The sequence below is a fragment of the Winogradskyella aurantia genome, from assembly GCF_002266855.1.
GTDB lineage: Bacteria > Bacteroidota > Bacteroidia > Flavobacteriales > Flavobacteriaceae > Winogradskyella > Winogradskyella aurantia.
Window position 1 is genome coordinate 138,308 of the sequence record NZ_NGJN01000001.1, and the last position, 14,984, is coordinate 153,291.

15 protein-coding genes are annotated in these 14,984 nt (G+C 35.7%); 4 read left to right on the forward strand and 11 right to left on the reverse strand.

Annotation, left to right across the window (positions count from 1 at the left end; all coding sequences use genetic code 11):
* Window positions 1-18 precede the first annotated feature (18 nt).
* Genes CA834_RS00640 through CA834_RS00655 form a run of 4 tightly spaced genes read left to right on the forward strand, consistent with a single transcriptional unit; the run spans window position 19 to window position 2,844 of the window.
* Window positions 19-462, forward strand: coding sequence for an ATP-dependent zinc protease family protein (locus CA834_RS00640; RefSeq protein WP_094966730.1), 444 nt, complete (start codon window positions 19-21; stop codon window positions 460-462).
* On the forward strand, window positions 437-1,312 hold the full coding sequence (gene rimK, locus CA834_RS00645; RefSeq protein ID WP_094966731.1) for a 30S ribosomal protein S6--L-glutamate ligase: 876 nt from the start codon (window positions 437-439) through the stop codon (window positions 1,310-1,312). The genes CA834_RS00640 and rimK overlap by 26 nt, the downstream gene beginning before the upstream one ends.
* On the forward strand, window positions 1,313-2,281 hold the full coding sequence (locus CA834_RS00650; protein ID WP_094966732.1) for a succinylglutamate desuccinylase/aspartoacylase family protein: 969 nt from the start codon (window positions 1,313-1,315) through the stop codon (window positions 2,279-2,281).
* The gene (locus tag CA834_RS00655; protein ID WP_094966733.1) at window positions 2,278-2,844 is read left to right on the forward strand and encodes a 5-formyltetrahydrofolate cyclo-ligase; all 567 of its coding nucleotides are present in this window, start codon (window positions 2,278-2,280) and stop codon (window positions 2,842-2,844) included. The genes CA834_RS00650 and CA834_RS00655 overlap by 4 nt, the downstream gene beginning before the upstream one ends.
* 4 nt (window positions 2,845-2,848) lie before the next feature.
* Here CA834_RS00655 and CA834_RS00660 read toward each other — a convergent pair whose 3' ends face one another.
* The 11 genes from CA834_RS00660 to CA834_RS00710 all read right to left on the reverse strand — a co-directional run bounded on the left by CA834_RS00660 (window position 2,849) and on the right by CA834_RS00710 (window position 14,975).
* The gene (locus CA834_RS00660) at window positions 2,849-3,448 is read right to left on the reverse strand and encodes a response regulator transcription factor (protein WP_165764731.1); all 600 of its coding nucleotides are present in this window, start codon (window positions 3,446-3,448) and stop codon (window positions 2,849-2,851) included.
* A gap of 13 nt (window positions 3,449-3,461) precedes the next feature.
* On the reverse strand, window positions 3,462-5,423 hold the full coding sequence (locus CA834_RS00665) for a tetratricopeptide repeat-containing sensor histidine kinase (RefSeq protein ID WP_094966735.1): 1,962 nt from the start codon (window positions 5,421-5,423) through the stop codon (window positions 3,462-3,464).
* An 18-nt stretch (window positions 5,424-5,441) separates the two neighbouring features.
* Entirely contained in the window at window positions 5,442-5,630 is a 189-nt protein-coding gene (locus CA834_RS00670) for a hypothetical protein (protein WP_094966736.1), read from the reverse strand.
* A gap of 52 nt (window positions 5,631-5,682) precedes the next feature.
* On the reverse strand, window positions 5,683-5,991 hold the full coding sequence (locus CA834_RS00675; RefSeq protein WP_094966737.1) for a hypothetical protein: 309 nt from the start codon (window positions 5,989-5,991) through the stop codon (window positions 5,683-5,685).
* A gap of 137 nt (window positions 5,992-6,128) precedes the next feature.
* Window positions 6,129-6,743: a lipoprotein signal peptidase gene (locus CA834_RS00680; protein ID WP_094966738.1), complete on the reverse strand. Its 615-nt coding sequence runs from the start codon at window positions 6,741-6,743 to the stop codon at window positions 6,129-6,131.
* A gap of 27 nt (window positions 6,744-6,770) precedes the next feature.
* On the reverse strand, window positions 6,771-7,439 hold the full coding sequence (locus CA834_RS00685) for a DUF4097 family beta strand repeat-containing protein (RefSeq protein WP_094966739.1): 669 nt from the start codon (window positions 7,437-7,439) through the stop codon (window positions 6,771-6,773).
* Between the two features lie 92 nt (window positions 7,440-7,531).
* The gene (locus CA834_RS00690; RefSeq protein ID WP_094966740.1) at window positions 7,532-7,915 is read right to left on the reverse strand and encodes a TraR/DksA family transcriptional regulator; all 384 of its coding nucleotides are present in this window, start codon (window positions 7,913-7,915) and stop codon (window positions 7,532-7,534) included.
* Window positions 7,916-7,919: 4 nt separating this feature from the next.
* Window positions 7,920-11,324: an isoleucine--tRNA ligase gene (ileS, locus tag CA834_RS00695; RefSeq protein WP_094966741.1), complete on the reverse strand. Its 3,405-nt coding sequence runs from the start codon at window positions 11,322-11,324 to the stop codon at window positions 7,920-7,922.
* 196 nt (window positions 11,325-11,520) lie between these two features.
* Window positions 11,521-12,093 (reverse strand): Crp/Fnr family transcriptional regulator, encoded by a 573-nt coding sequence (locus tag CA834_RS00700; RefSeq protein WP_094966742.1) that lies wholly within the window; start codon window positions 12,091-12,093, stop codon window positions 11,521-11,523.
* Window positions 12,094-12,241: 148 nt separating this feature from the next.
* Window positions 12,242-13,600: a DNA repair protein RadA gene (radA, locus tag CA834_RS00705; RefSeq protein ID WP_094966743.1), complete on the reverse strand. Its 1,359-nt coding sequence runs from the start codon at window positions 13,598-13,600 to the stop codon at window positions 12,242-12,244.
* 190 nt (window positions 13,601-13,790) lie between these two features.
* Window positions 13,791-14,975, reverse strand: a complete 1,185-nt coding sequence (locus CA834_RS00710) for an alpha/beta hydrolase (protein WP_110476915.1) — start codon at window positions 14,973-14,975, stop codon at window positions 13,791-13,793.
* Between the last annotated feature and the right edge of the window lie 9 nt (window positions 14,976-14,984).

The following is a 14,984-nucleotide window of genomic DNA, read 5'->3' on the forward strand; positions in this document are numbered from 1 at the left end:
TTTATAATTCGAATCTTTATGAAAAAAATATTGGGGCGTACGGATATTATTGACTTTCCAAAGCTTAAGCTATATAATGTTAATGTAAAAATTGATACGGGTGCTTACACTTCGGCTATTCATTGTTCAAGTATTATGGAACGCGATGGAAAATTGCACTGCATCTTTGATCCCATGGATGATAAATCACACAAAGAACAAAGCATAGTATTTGACAATTATTCCCTTACCGATGTTAAAAGCAGCAATGGTCACAGGGAAAACCGATTTAAAATCAAAACTGAGGTCATTTTCTTTGGGAAACAGTACAATATTAACTTAACTTTAAGCACCAGAGACGATATGAAATATCCTGTACTTATCGGAAGGCAGTTTCTAAGTAAAAAATTTTTAGTCGACGTTGATTTAGTCAATCAATCCTTTAATCATACCATTAATGAATATAGTAATTCTCTCACGTAATTCTCATTTATACTCCACAAAGCGTCTAATTGAAGAGGCAGAAAATAGAGGCCATGACGTAGAGGTTATTGACCCACTTAAGTGTGATATTATTATAGAGAAAGAAAAACCAACCATTTATTATAAGGATCGGTACCTTGACTATGTGGATGCCATTATACCGCGTATTGGTGCGTCCGTAACCTTTTTTGGTTGTGCCGTGGTCCGTCAGTTTGAAATGATGAACGTCTTTACAACCGTTACCTCAGACGCCATAATACGAAGTAGGGATAAATTACGAAGTTTTCAAAGACTGTCTAAGGCCGGTGTGGGTATGCCCAAAACTGTTTTTACCAACTATTCGCGAGATGTTGAAGAAGTCTTAGCCCATGTTGGTGGCCCTCCTGTTATTATAAAACTACTTGAAGGTACACAAGGACTGGGTGTGGTTTTGGCAGAATCAAAAAATGCGGCAGAATCTGTTCTTGAAGCCTTTAATGGTTTACAGGCAAGAGCATTGGTTCAAGAATATATTCAAGAAGCTAAAGGGGCAGATCTAAGAGCCCTTATTGTCGATGGTCAAGTGGTTGGCGCTATGAAACGTCAGGGCCGAGACGGAGAGTTCCGCTCTAATCTGCATAGAGGCGGAAGTGCACAATATATTAAACTCTCTGAAGACGAACTTAAATTAGCCATTAAGGCTGCACGGGCACTGAAGTTGCCGGTTTGTGGTGTGGATATGTTGCAATCTAGCCGAGGGCCTTTGATAATGGAAATTAACTCTACCCCAGGGCTAGAAGGCATAGAAGGCGCAACCCAAAAAAATATAGCACGCGCTATCATTACTTTTATAGAACGTAATAGAAGTTAGATGAGTGAAAGGGAAGTATTACATATTTTAGGTGAAAAAGTTGGGCTTGGTAAAAGTGCTAGGGTCAGTTTTAATGTCGCTAAACTACATACCCAGAATAGCATAGATGTCCCGGTGATTATTGAACGGTCAAAAAAGCCAGGTCCAACCGTACTGATTACTGCAGGTATTCATGGTGACGAAGTCAATGGTGTAGAAATTGTGCGTCAAATTATTGCGAAAGGCATTAATAAACCTAAGAAAGGAACTGTGATCTGCATTCCGGTTATCAATGTGTTTGGCTTTATTCATATGGATAGGGAATTTCCGGATGGACGAGATCTAAACCGTGTGTTCCCAGGAAGCAAAACCGGATCTTTAGCCGGTAGGGTAGCCCATAAGCTAATGACAGAAATCGTGCCGCATGCCGACCTAGTTTTAGATTTTCACACAGGAGGATCTGATCGTTTTAACGCTGCACAAATCCGAATTGCTAAAAATCAGATTATTCTAAATGAGCTAGCAGAGGTTTTTGGAGCACCATTGATATATTATTCTAAAAACTTAAATAAATCATTTCGTAATTCATGCTACAAACAAGGATTACCTATGTTATTATTTGAAGGTGGAAAATCCTTCCACATCGATAAAACCATAACCAACACAGGCGTCAACGGTACTAAACGTATCCTTCACCATCTCGGTATGCTGGGCAGTAAATTTAAAGTGTCTAGACCTAAAAAGAGCTGCATACGGATTTTAGATAGCAAGTGGGTCAGAGCCAACCATTCTGGAATGTTCAAAGCCACGGTAAGCGTAAATACACAAGTAAAAAAAGGTAAGGTGTTAGGACACATCACCGATCCCTACGGAAGTTTTAACCATTTTGTAAAAGCCCCTAACGATGGCTATATTTTTAACGTAAACGAATCGCCCATAATCTATCAAGGCGATGCTATATTTCATATTTCTACAAAAGTTGAATCTTGAAAAAACAAGAACTCAGAAAGACCTATAAAACCCTGCGCAAATCCTTAAATGCAGAACAGATTGAGGAGTATAGCTTGGCCATTGCCAATCAACTCTTACGATTAGATATTTGGGATTTTGAGTTTTATCATTTGTTCTTACCAATTAAAGAACAGCATGAAATTAATACCGAGTATATCCTCAATATTTTGGCGGGGAAGGACAAAAATGTGGTCATTTCTAAAAGTAATTTTGAAGACCGTAGTATGAAGCATTACCTATTAACGGATACTACTACAATAAGAAAAAACAGCTACAATATTCCAGAACCCGTTGGTGGTATCGAAATAGCAACATCTCAGTTAGAGGTGGTTTTTATTCCGCTATTAGCTTTTGATAAAACCGGAAATCGTATTGGGTATGGCAAAGGCTTTTATGATCGCTTTTTAGCCAGTTGTAAACCTGAAACGCTTAAAATTGGCCTATCTTTTTTTGACGCTGAAACTGAAGTCTTTGACGTTTCAGACGAAGATATTGGTCTAGATTATTGTGTGACGCCTGAAAAAATTTACAGATTCAATTAAATGACTATCCCAGTTTTTTGATGAGTTCTACTTTTGAACTTACCTCAAATAACTGATAAATGCGTTTCTGATAGCTTTTAACGGTATTAACGCTGATATGCAGTGTTTCGGCTGCTTCTTTATAAGAGGACCCTGTTACAAATGCCTTGAGCAGATCAAATTCGCGATCTGAGAGGAGAACATTAAAATGGTCTGAAATATAAGTACGGCTTAGCGTTAGTTTTTCATTTTCGGAATTGAATTTGTGCAAGGCGAAGTCTACATTAACCTTTAAATCAAGCTCATTAAAAGGTTTTACAATATACCCATAGGGCAAGGTCGCTTTTGCTTTGTTTAAGGTATAATCATCCGTAGAGGCGGTGAGAAAAATATATGGTAAACGGTATTTTGTTCTGATAATCTCTGCCAAATCTATACCCGATAAACTTCCCTTAATATTAATATCCAATAGCACTAAATCAATATCTGGATTGGCAATAGCATCTAAAGCCCGGTCGCCATTCATCACAATACCACTGACCACATGGCCTAACTTTTCTAAGTTAAATTTAATGTCTTCAGCAATAAGACCTTCATCTTCAACGATTAAAATAGTTGCCTTCATAGCAGTAAGATATTTAGTTTTTACTTTCTCTTGATATTTTATAGTCCTTAAACGCCATGGAAATTTTAGTACCATGGTCAATTTTGGTCTCTAAACTACCGTCTAATTGTTGAATTAGCGATCTGATTAGTTTGTTTCCGAAGGATTTTGTATTGAGCTGATTTAAATCGTATCCTACGCCATTGTCATTAACATTTAACTTTAAGACATTCTTTTCTTCTTTTAAGCTAATCTCAATGGTTCCTTTTTCAATTCCTTTAAAAGCATATTTCAGAGCGTTAGTAATGAGCTCATTAATAATTAATCCAATAGGGATTAACGTATCTACATCTAAATACAGTGGCTCTATATGCGTTATAAGTTTAATTTGATCTTTTTTAATGTTATAGGTGTCAAAAAGTTCATTACATAATTTAAGAAAATACGTCTGCGCACTCACCGAGGTAATATTATCTGTTTGATATAAATCTTGGTGGATTAAAGCCATTGAGCGCACACGACTCTTACCTTCATTTATGGCCTTAAGCGCTATATCATCTGTAATTGATTGGCCTTGCAAGGTCAATAAGCTCGACACCAGTTGTAAATTGTTTTTAACACGGTGATGGATTTCCTTTAAGAGTAAGCTTTTTTCGTCTAAAGCTTTGGCCAATACTTTTTGTTGTTTCAAATATTTTCTGATAATAACATATAAAATCACACTCAAAAGCGTGATTAAAACTAAAGCAATACTTACAATGATAATGGTTCTATTTTTTCGGCTAATTTGTAGTTGGGCGTTTTGATTTTCAAGATCTAATAATGCAATTTGCTTTTCTTTCTTTTTTGTCTCATAGATAATGTCAAGTTCGGTCTGATAGGCAATGTCTAGCTCATTGATTTTATTTCTGGCATTTTCCCCTGTTAGACTATCGTTATACTTCTTTAAAAGTTCTAAACTCTCAAAGGCTTCTTTATAATTTCCACTTTGCTTATAAACCTTAACTGCGACCTTATAATTTTCAATCTTGTTCTTTAAACCAAGGGTTGCTATTTCTTCATCTGTAATACTTCTAACTACTTTTAATGCTTGATTAATTCTACCTTGGTCGGCTTGAAGGTCTGACATTAGATTTTTTGCAACAATAGAAATTGATGGAACATCGATTACTTTTGAAATCTCAATCATTTTTTGCCCATAATATAGTGCTGAATCCAAATTCTTTCGTTTTTGATGAATAGTTGCCATGTTGTAGCGATTATTAAACTTTGAGTAATCGTCTGTTAGGCTTTCACCAATTTTGTAGGCCTTCCTGTAATAGTTTAATGCTAAATTGAAGTTTTTTTGTTTTTCATGCACTATGGCGATGTTGGTATATGCATTAGCTTCGTCTCTTTTTTCCGCTATCAATTCCGCCAATTCCGCCGATGAATTTAGATACTTTAAGGCCTCATCGAATCGATCAATCTCTGATAGTAAATAACCTAATTTATTACCTGCAATTACGATACCTGAGGTGTCGGGTATTTCTTCATACATTTTTAACGCAAGTGCGGCAGCCTCTGAACTTTTTTCATAATTCCCTAAATCTGAAAACATATTGGCTTTCGCCATATTAACAGAGGCTACCCTGCCCTTGTGATTATACTTTTCATGTAATTCTTGATACTTATTAAAATTTTGTTCGCTTAACTCAAATTGATTACTGTTTTTATAAAAAACACCGTAATAATACCAAACAACGTCTTCTTTAAACTTGGGGTCAAGCCCACTGTTAATTGAATCTATTCTACCTAAAATTTGTAAGCTTTTTTCTGGATTAGTACGTCCGAGCTTCCATGCATTTTTCAATAATTTATTAATCGTGTCTTTGCTAGATTGGTTTTGGTCTTGAATAGCATCTTGAGCGTTTAGACTAGCCGTAAGCAACAGACAAATCAACAAGCCGTAGATACCATTAGAATTAATAAATATGACATTAGAAATAGACTTCATTCAAGTGACTGATGTTGTTTAACTTGTAAAAGCTAAGAATTTTATGATTACCTTAAGTAGTTTTGATTTGATTTTTAACGAATTATGAGATTCCAAAGCATAAATTTTATTCATCTTTCTGTCTATCTCCAAGAGATCACTTCCTATCTGGCTCAATACCAATTGTTGATTTACGGATAATTCTATAAAGCTATTATTACTGTTCATACAAAATATTTTAGATCTGGGAATGGTCTTTAATTTTTAAGGCCCTTAGGTGTTAGTCAAATAAATCTTCTTTAATTATTTGTTCTAAATTATCGACTTCAGTGAACTTGATTTCGACATCATAAGCATATTTAAAATACGCTAACACATAAAATAAAACGGACGCTATAATAATGACACTAACCCCTATAATCGTAAGGTTAAATAAGATACATAAGGTACCTATTAGACAGAGCAAAGCGTAAATTAGACCGCGTTTGGTTATTTTTAATTTTAAACTTTTGCTAATTGCTTTTTTTGAAGGAACTGAAGATTGGAGAGAGAAAAGGTTTAAATCCTCGAAGATAATAGTGACTTGCATGATTAATAGATTTTGTAATTATATAGTCCAAAATTCTACCAATCAAAACTTATATCATACGCCCATATGGGTGATTTTTATGTATTTACCAAAAAAAACGGAATGGCAACCAATATTTAAGCAAAAAAAGCTGATATTTAATTGAACGCCCTCTTATTAAATACAAGCAGCACGCTTATGCCAGATGTAATAGCGACATCGGCAATATTAAATACAGGGTCAAAAAAGGAAAAGTATTTTCCGCCAATAAAAGGTATGCCTTCTGGTAGGACACCACTCCATATAGGAAAATGTAGCATATCTACAACCTTACCATAAAATAGTGGGGCGTAACCGCCCTCTGGCGGAAACAATGTAGCCGCATTATATTCACTATCTTCAAATAAAACGCCGTAAAAAACAGAATCAATAATATTGCCTAAAGCGCCTGCAAAAATTATAGCAATAGCAAATATCAAGGTCTTGGACTTCTTAGTTTTAGTTGCCTTAAACAGCCAAATGGCAATTCCAGTAACTGCTAAAATCCTAAATAAGGTCAAGGCCAGTTTAGCATATTCTTCTGAAATAAAAGGAATAACATCATTCAGTTTGGTACCCCAGGCCATACCATCGTTTTCAACAAAGGCAATTTTAAACCATGAAAATACCTCAACATCCTCGTTCAGAGCAAAGTGCGTCTTTATATATATTTTACTCACTTGATCAAGCAAGAGAATAATAAAAATGAGTAATGTGGCTTTTCTAAGGGACATAACTAAAAAACGCTGTAAATGTAATTTTTATTCTTGCTTTTTTACAGATATGTTTCCATAAATTGATTTTAATCGCCAAACTGCTTGCTTTAGCGGAATTATTTCGGTTTCCACGCTCCCATATGTACTATTTGCAATAACCTCAGCATTTGAAGTTTTAATATCAATATCACCGTCAACAGTATTAACAAGGGCTGCCTTTGCTTGTCCCTGTACTTTACAAAACCCTGTAAACAATTGGACCGTAACATCCTTGAAATAACCCGTAAGATCTACAGAGCCTATATCACTTTTGATATCTATATCTAAATTTACAGGAATAACTAAATTTAAACTAGCAGCTACCACCTTATGTGCATTACGCTTATCATCTGGTATAGTCATTAACGGGTTTTGTTCTAGTTTTAAATATAGTGTTTGATTGTGTTTTGTATTGGTAATTTGAAACTGTTCTTGATATTCACCGTCGATGGTAGACCGCATTGTAATATTCTTAGATTTATGGGTCGACACTGAAATGTTGAATATCTGATTGCCATTGACTACAATTCTTTCTATATCTGAAGCCTCAATACGTCTCTCAAAACTATTCTGCGCACCTATTGAACGGGTACCGCAAAACGCAAGGATAAAAAAAACCTTGAACGGCAAAATCCAAGGCTTTATATAATTGAGTGTAATCAAAATAAAACTCATTATTCTCAACCTAATTCAAAATAGTTAGTTATAAAACTGTCCGTTGAGAATTTGAAAGAGATTGGTTTAATTCAAAATTAGCAATGCTTCTATTACTTCTGCATATTTTTAGCTTCAATACTTAAAGTAGCATGAGGCACTAACTTTAATCGCTCTTTATTAATGAGCTTACCTGTTACGCGGCATATGCCATAGGTTTTGTTCTCAATGCGGATTAACGCATTTTTCAAGTCGCGAATAAATTTTTCTTGACGTATCGCCAGAGCCGAATTAGCTTCCTTGCTCATAGTGGCACTTCCTTCCTCAAAAGCCTTGAATGTCGGCGATGTATCATCAGTTCCGTTATCGTGATCATTCATGTAAGCGCTTTTAATGAGCTCTAAGTCGTGCTCAGCTTTATCAATTTTTTCTTGAATTAAAACCCTGAATTCTTCTAAATCTTTATCAGAGTATCTGTTTTTTGATTCTGTAGCCATAAGTTTAGTGTTTTTGAATAAACAATTTAGTATTGACCTCATCAAAAGAAATCTCTATACCATTGTTTACGTTGTCCATAATTTTTAAATCTTCGGTTAAGGTTTCAGACTTAATGTAAGCCTCATTTGAAGCAATAGCTGCTGCCACGTAAGTATCCTTTTGTAACTGCACATCAATTCTATCTGTAACCTCAAAACCAGAATCTTTACGTAAGTTTTGAATACGATTTACAAGTTCGCGTGCAATACCTTCTTTACGCAGGTCATCTGTTATAGTTACATCAAGAGCCACAGTCAAGGAACCTTCATTAGCAACCAACCAACCCTCAATATCTTGGGATGTTATCTCTATATCTTCCAATCCTAAAATAATCTTTTTTCCATTAATTTCCAGCTCTAACGTACCGTTTTGCTCAATATTTTTAATGTCATCCGTATTTAAAGCATTTATCTTATTAGAAATCAACTTCATATCCCTACCAAATCGTGGACCCAACACCTTAAAGTTTGGTTTAATTTGTTTAACCAAAATGTCAGAGGCATCTTCAAGCAATTCAATTGATTTAATATTTACTTCGTGCTTTATTAAATCTGCAACAGCTTCAATTTCTTCTTTTTGTTGATGATTATCTACCGGTATCATTATCTTCTGTAGAGGTTGTCTCACCTTTATTTTCTCTTTGGCCCTCAAGGATAATACCAGTGATGAAATCGTTTGGGCATTTTCCATTTTGCGCTCCAGTACCTTGTCAATAAACCTATCTTCAGCTTCCGGGAATTTTGCTAAATGTACGCTCTCAAAAGATTCCTTATTGGTAACCACATTTAAATCTAAATACAATTTATCCATGTAAAACGGTGCTATTGGAGCTCCAAGCTTGGCCAAGGTTACCATACAAGTATAAAGTGTTTGATAAGCAGATATCTTATCATTTTGATAATCCCCTTTCCAAAAACGTCTTCGACTCAACCTTACGTACCAATTACTCAAATAATCCTGTGTGAAGTTAGAAATTGCCCTTGCTGCCTTTGTTGGTTCATAATCGGCATAATACGCATCAACACTTTTAATTAATGTATGTAACTCTGAGAGAATCCATCGGTCTATTTCAGGACGCTCATTTAAGGGTATATCTTCTTCGCTATAGGTAAAGGAATCAATATTTGTATATAAACTGAAAAACGAGTAGGTATTATAAAGTGTCCCAAAGAATTTTCTACTGACTTCCTCAATGCCATCGCTATCAAATTTAAGATTGTCCCATGGATTTGCATTCATTATCATATACCAGCGTGTGGCATCAGCCCCGTATTTAGATAAGGTATCGAAGGGATCAACGGCATTACCTAAACGCTTAGACATTTTCTGTCCGTTTTTATCTAAAACCAATCCGTTTGATACCACATTTTTGTACGCTACCGAATCAAAAACCATTGTTGCTATGGCGTGAAGCGTATAAAACCAACCGCGCGTTTGATCAACACCTTCTGCAATAAAATCTGCCGGAAAAGCTTCATGCTTATCTATTAAGTCCTTGTTTTCAAATGGGTAGTGCCATTGCGCATACGGCATGGAGCCAGAATCAAACCAAACATCAATTAAATCGCTTTCGCGCTTCATAGGTTGGCCGGATGGTGATACTAGTGTGATCCTATCAACTACATTTTTATGTAGGTCAATCTTTTCATAATTCTCTTCAGTCATATCGCCAACTTCAAAATCCGAAAAAATAGCCTTAGACATGAAGCCCGCATTAACAGCCTTTTGCATTTCCGATTTTAATTCTTCAACGGAACCAATACACAATTGTTCCTTTCCATCTTCTGTTCTCCAAATGGGTAAGGGTATTCCCCAAAACCGACTTCTCGACAAGTTCCAATCATTGGCATTTGCCAACCAATTGCCAAAACGGCCTTCGCCCGTAGATTTTGGTTTCCAATTAATGGTTTGGTTAAGTTGATACATTCTGTCTTTAACATCAGTTATCTTTATAAACCAAGAATCTAATGGGTAGTATAGAATAGGCTTATCCGTTCGCCAACAATTCGGATAGCTGTGTTTGTATTTTTCTACTTTAAAGGCTTTATTTTCTGTCTTAAGTTTAATGGCCAACTCTACATCAACTGACTTTTCTGGGGCTTCGCCTTCAGGATAGTATTCATTCTTCACATACTTCCCTGCAAATTCACCAAGTTCTGGTCTAAAGCGGCCTTGTAAATCAACTAAGGGTACTAAATTACCATTATCATCTTTTACTAAAAGTGGCGGTATTTCTGGTGTCGCTTGTTTAGCTACCAATGCATCGTCTGCACCAAATGTGGGTGCCGTATGCACGATTCCTGTACCATCCTCTGTTGTAACGAAGTCTCCTGAAATGACCCTAAAGGCATTTTCTGGATTATTATAAGGTAATATGTATGGTAAAAGTTGCTCGTAACGAATACTAACCAGATCTTTTCCTATAAAATCCTTAACAATACGGTACGGTATTTTTTTATCGTTTGGTGTATATGCATCAAGTTCATCATGGGATTCCACTTGAACAAATTTTCCTTCGAATTGTTTGTTCACTAAACTCTTGGCCAAAACTACTTTTATAGGCTCAAACGTGTATTGATTGAAGGACTCTACTAAGACATAATCAATCTTTGGCCCTACGGTCAAGGCTGTGTTACTGGGCAAGGTCCAGGGCGTGGTCGTCCAAGCTAAAAAGTAAATATCACCTTCATTTTGTAAAAAGTCTGGTAATGAATCTTGCTTGGCCTTAAACTGGGCTACTACAGTTGTATCCGTAACATCTTGATAGGTTCCTGGTTGATTGAGCTCGTGAGAACTTAACCCTGTACCTGCCTTTGGCGAATACGGCTGAATGGTATAGCCTTTGTATATTAAATTTTTATCGTAAATCTGTTTGAGCAACCACCAAACACTTTCCATATATTTGGATTTGTAGGTGATATAAGGATTATCCATATCTACCCAATAGCCCATTTTCTGGGTGAGGTCATTCCAGATATCCGTATAACGCATTACTGCTTTTTTACAGGCTTCGTTATACTCTTCTACCGTAATTTTGGTACCGATATCCTCTTTGGTAATACCAAGCTCTTTTTCTACACCAAGTTCTACAGGTAATCCATGAGTATCCCATCCTGCTTTGCGCTTTACTTGATAGCCCTTCATGGTTTTATACCGCGGGAATATGTCCTTTATTGCCCGTGCTAAGACATGATGTACCCCTGGTAATCCGTTTGCCGATGGTGGCCCCTCAAAAAAGACATAAGGCGTTCTACCCTCTCGCGTGGTAACGCTTTTATGAAAAATATCGTTTTCCTGCCAATACGCCTGAATTTCTTCAGAAACTTTTGACAAGTCAAGTCCTTTGTATTCAGGGAACTTTGTGCTCATATCGTTAAAATTCGATTTGAGTCGCGAAATTAAGAATTTAAGTTTAAAGGATTGATTATTAAATAAAAAAAAGCAAACGACTCACGTTTGCTTTTCTTGTTAGTTAGGGTCAACAGATTAATCTTGGTTAGTAGAATATTAATCTCTATCCAAAATTATATTGAATTGACTTAAAATAAATTAACATATGTTAAAATCAATTAAGCACCTTCCTAATTCTGCTCAATTGCACAGGAGAAATATTTAAATAGGAAGCTATCTGGTACTGAGGTATTAAATTATCTATATGAGGTATGCCTTGTTTTAATGCCAAATATCTTTGTGTAGCATTTAATGATGCGGTTTGGAGTTGTTTTCTTTCATAAATAATAAAAATGTATTCCAAAACCCTGTTGTATAAATTGCTCATCGCAATATTGGAATTTGCTATTTCTATAAACTGATTAAAATCTACCTCGTAGATTACAGAATCTGTAAGCGATTCATAGCAGAAAATTGAAGGTTCATCATTAATTATTGATGAAAACGCCCCAACAAAAGCAATAGGTGTAAAAATATTCTTTGTAATTTCTTTTCCTGTCTCTAAAGTCGTGTAAGCACGCATTAATCCTGAGGTTAAAAAAGCAATTTTATTACTTTTTGCACCTTGCTTTACAATGTCTTCGCCGGTTCTTAACTTGCGCCTGTAAGAGAGTCTCTTTAAGATGACATATGTTTCTTTAGATATATGAAATTTTGATTTTAGAAAATCAAAGCTAGGGTCTGCCATGCCACACGGGATATTTGTTCGGTATAATTACATATTTAATTTTAATATTTCCTAATTAAATCTACCAACGATAAAGGAACAAAGTTGATTTGCTTCTTTAGGCAAGATAGATACCATTTAGTTTGTCTTTTTGAAGTAGCCCCTTTTACTATACCAAGTGGCCCACTAAATCCTCAATCCTAGAAATTAATTGAACTTTTATAGCCGTATTTTTTAATGCGATTTTATTGTACTTGGAAACAAAAATAGTAGAGAATCCTAATTTTTCGGCTTCTGAAATCCGCTGCTCTACACGTTGTACGGGTCTAATCTCCCCAGATAATCCAACCTCAGCAGCGAAACAAAAATCGCTTGGTATAGCTACATCTTCATTAGATGATAAAATTGAAGCTGCCACTGCCAAATCAATAGCGGGGTCATCCACTGTTATGCCACCTGTAATATTAAGAAAAACATCTTTTGCTCCTAATCGGAAACCTGCACGCTTTTCTAAAACAGCCAAGAGCATATTTAAACGTTTAGCGTTGAAACCTGTAGCAGAACGTTGTGGTGTACCGTAAACTGCGGTGCTCACGAGTGCCTGAACTTCTATCATTAATGGTCTTAGACCCTCAAGGGTAGCAGCGATAGCATTACCTGATAATTCACCGTCCTTTTCAGAGATTAAAATCTCAGACGGGTTGGACACTTCCCTTAAACCAGAGCCTTGCATTTCATAAATTCCCATTTCGTTCGTAGAACCGAAACGGTTTTTGTGTGCTCTAAGGATTCTAAAAACATGATTGCGGTCACCTTCAAACTGAAGAACCGTATCTACCATATGCTCTAGTATCTTCGGCCCTGCTATATTGCCATCTTTGGTAATATGCCCTATTAACAATACTGGTGTTGCGGTTTCCTTAGCAAATTTTATAAGTTCAGTAGTACATTCCTTGATTTGTGATATACTACCAGCAGAAGATTCTATATAGTCACTATGCAATGTCTGGATAGAATCGATTATTACAATTTCGGGCTCAAGAGCCTCTATTTGCTTAAAAATGTTTTGGGTCTTGGTTTCGGTAAGTATATAGCAATTATTACTTTCTGGATTTATACGCTCTGCACGCATTTTTATTTGCTTTTGGCTTTCTTCTCCAGAAACATATAAGGTTTTGTAAGGTAATTGCAGTGCTATTTGCAGTAAAAGTGTACTTTTTCCTATGCCTGGTTCGCCTCCTAATAAAGTTAGGGCTCCATGCACCATACCCCCACCGAGAACCCTGTTAAATTCTTCATCCCTAAGATTAAGGCGAGTCTCTTGTGACAGGTCAATTTCATTAATTTTAAGTGGTTTGGAAATACGTTTTACGGCTTGGTTTTGAGATTTCCAATCGCTTTTCTCCGGTTTTTGGACAACTTCTTCTACAATAGTATTCCATTGCTTACAAGAATTACACTGGCCTTGCCATTTCGCATACTGACTACCGCAATTCTGACAATAAAAGGTAGTTTTTACTTTAGCCATATTTAGCTCTATGAATTCTGAAATTGAATAAAAAGCTAAATTAAGACAATTTTAGTTGATGTCTTTAAACCAGTGAAAAATAGCCAGAAACTTAAATACCGTATACCTTTAAGGTTCCCCAGACGACAAAAACAGCTTTATTCTCGCGTACAAGGCCTCAAAGAAATAGTCTGTGGATGGTATTCTCTTTTTAGTTCTCTTCATTATCTTCACCTTGTTCTTCATCTTCATCAGTATCCACTATCGTTAACTCATCAATTTTGGAAAAAATATACTCTCTGTTTATATAACTTACATCATTTAACTCAAGCGCAGATTCGTAAAGTTTTTTTGCCTTTTTGGTTTTACCCATTTTTTCTGCATGTTGTGCCAGGTAATAAGTGCCCAACAATGATTCTGGCTTCATCTTTTTAACCAACTTACCAATCTTCTCAAGTGATTTTAAATCATCTCGTTTCTCAGCTATTTTAACGAGATCCTCAAATTCTTGATCTGATATCGGTTTATGAATACCGAAATAGTCTTCAATTCTATCGTACCGCCCTATTAGATATTCGTCTAAAGTGCCTTCATAAGGCAATACTTTTTCTTCCAGTTCTTTTTCCCTTAGTGGCTGGTACAATTCAAAAATCTTATCAAATGATTTTGAAATTGCCGTACTTACCATGGTAAAGTGGTTATAGATTTGAAACTCATCAAAATAATAGGTTAAGTTTTGATTTTCAACCGTTGCGATTTTAGAATTTACATTTAAAACAGCTTCTCTAATATGAGATACATCTTTGGTTGATGTGGACATGTAATAAAAAATAGGCTCATTAACGAAGTTGAGTTGATTGCCAAGATTGTTTTTAATGTCTCCTGTTAAATCTGGACTAATACATACGTAAGCCTGAAAAAACGGTTTGTCATTATACAGGAAAGAATTGATGAAATTACCCATCAGGTCATGACCAACGGCCACTTTAAATTTACTTTCACCATAGGAATTTTCAATGTATGGCACTAGTTCATTTACAATAAAATTATAAAAACGAAAACCTGATTCAACAGGCAAACCCGAATACTCATCAGAATAACCGTCATAACCTCTTTCGTTACCTTGTATTACACCCACTACGATAGAAGCTGGCATGTCGTCAAAATAGGTTTGAAAATCCACTTGGCCTGCTACAGGCTCAAACATGTAGTCCCCATCAAAAACGATTATCAATGGGTGTTTTAAGTCTGATAAAGGGTCGTAATTCTTTGGGAGTTTTATTTTTAATTGACGCTCAGTATTTAGGTGCACTGAACGAATCTTTTCATATATAATCTGGGCAGATAAATGAATGCAAATAAAACAAGTAAAAACTATAAGAATAGTCTTTCTCATAACTTAGTA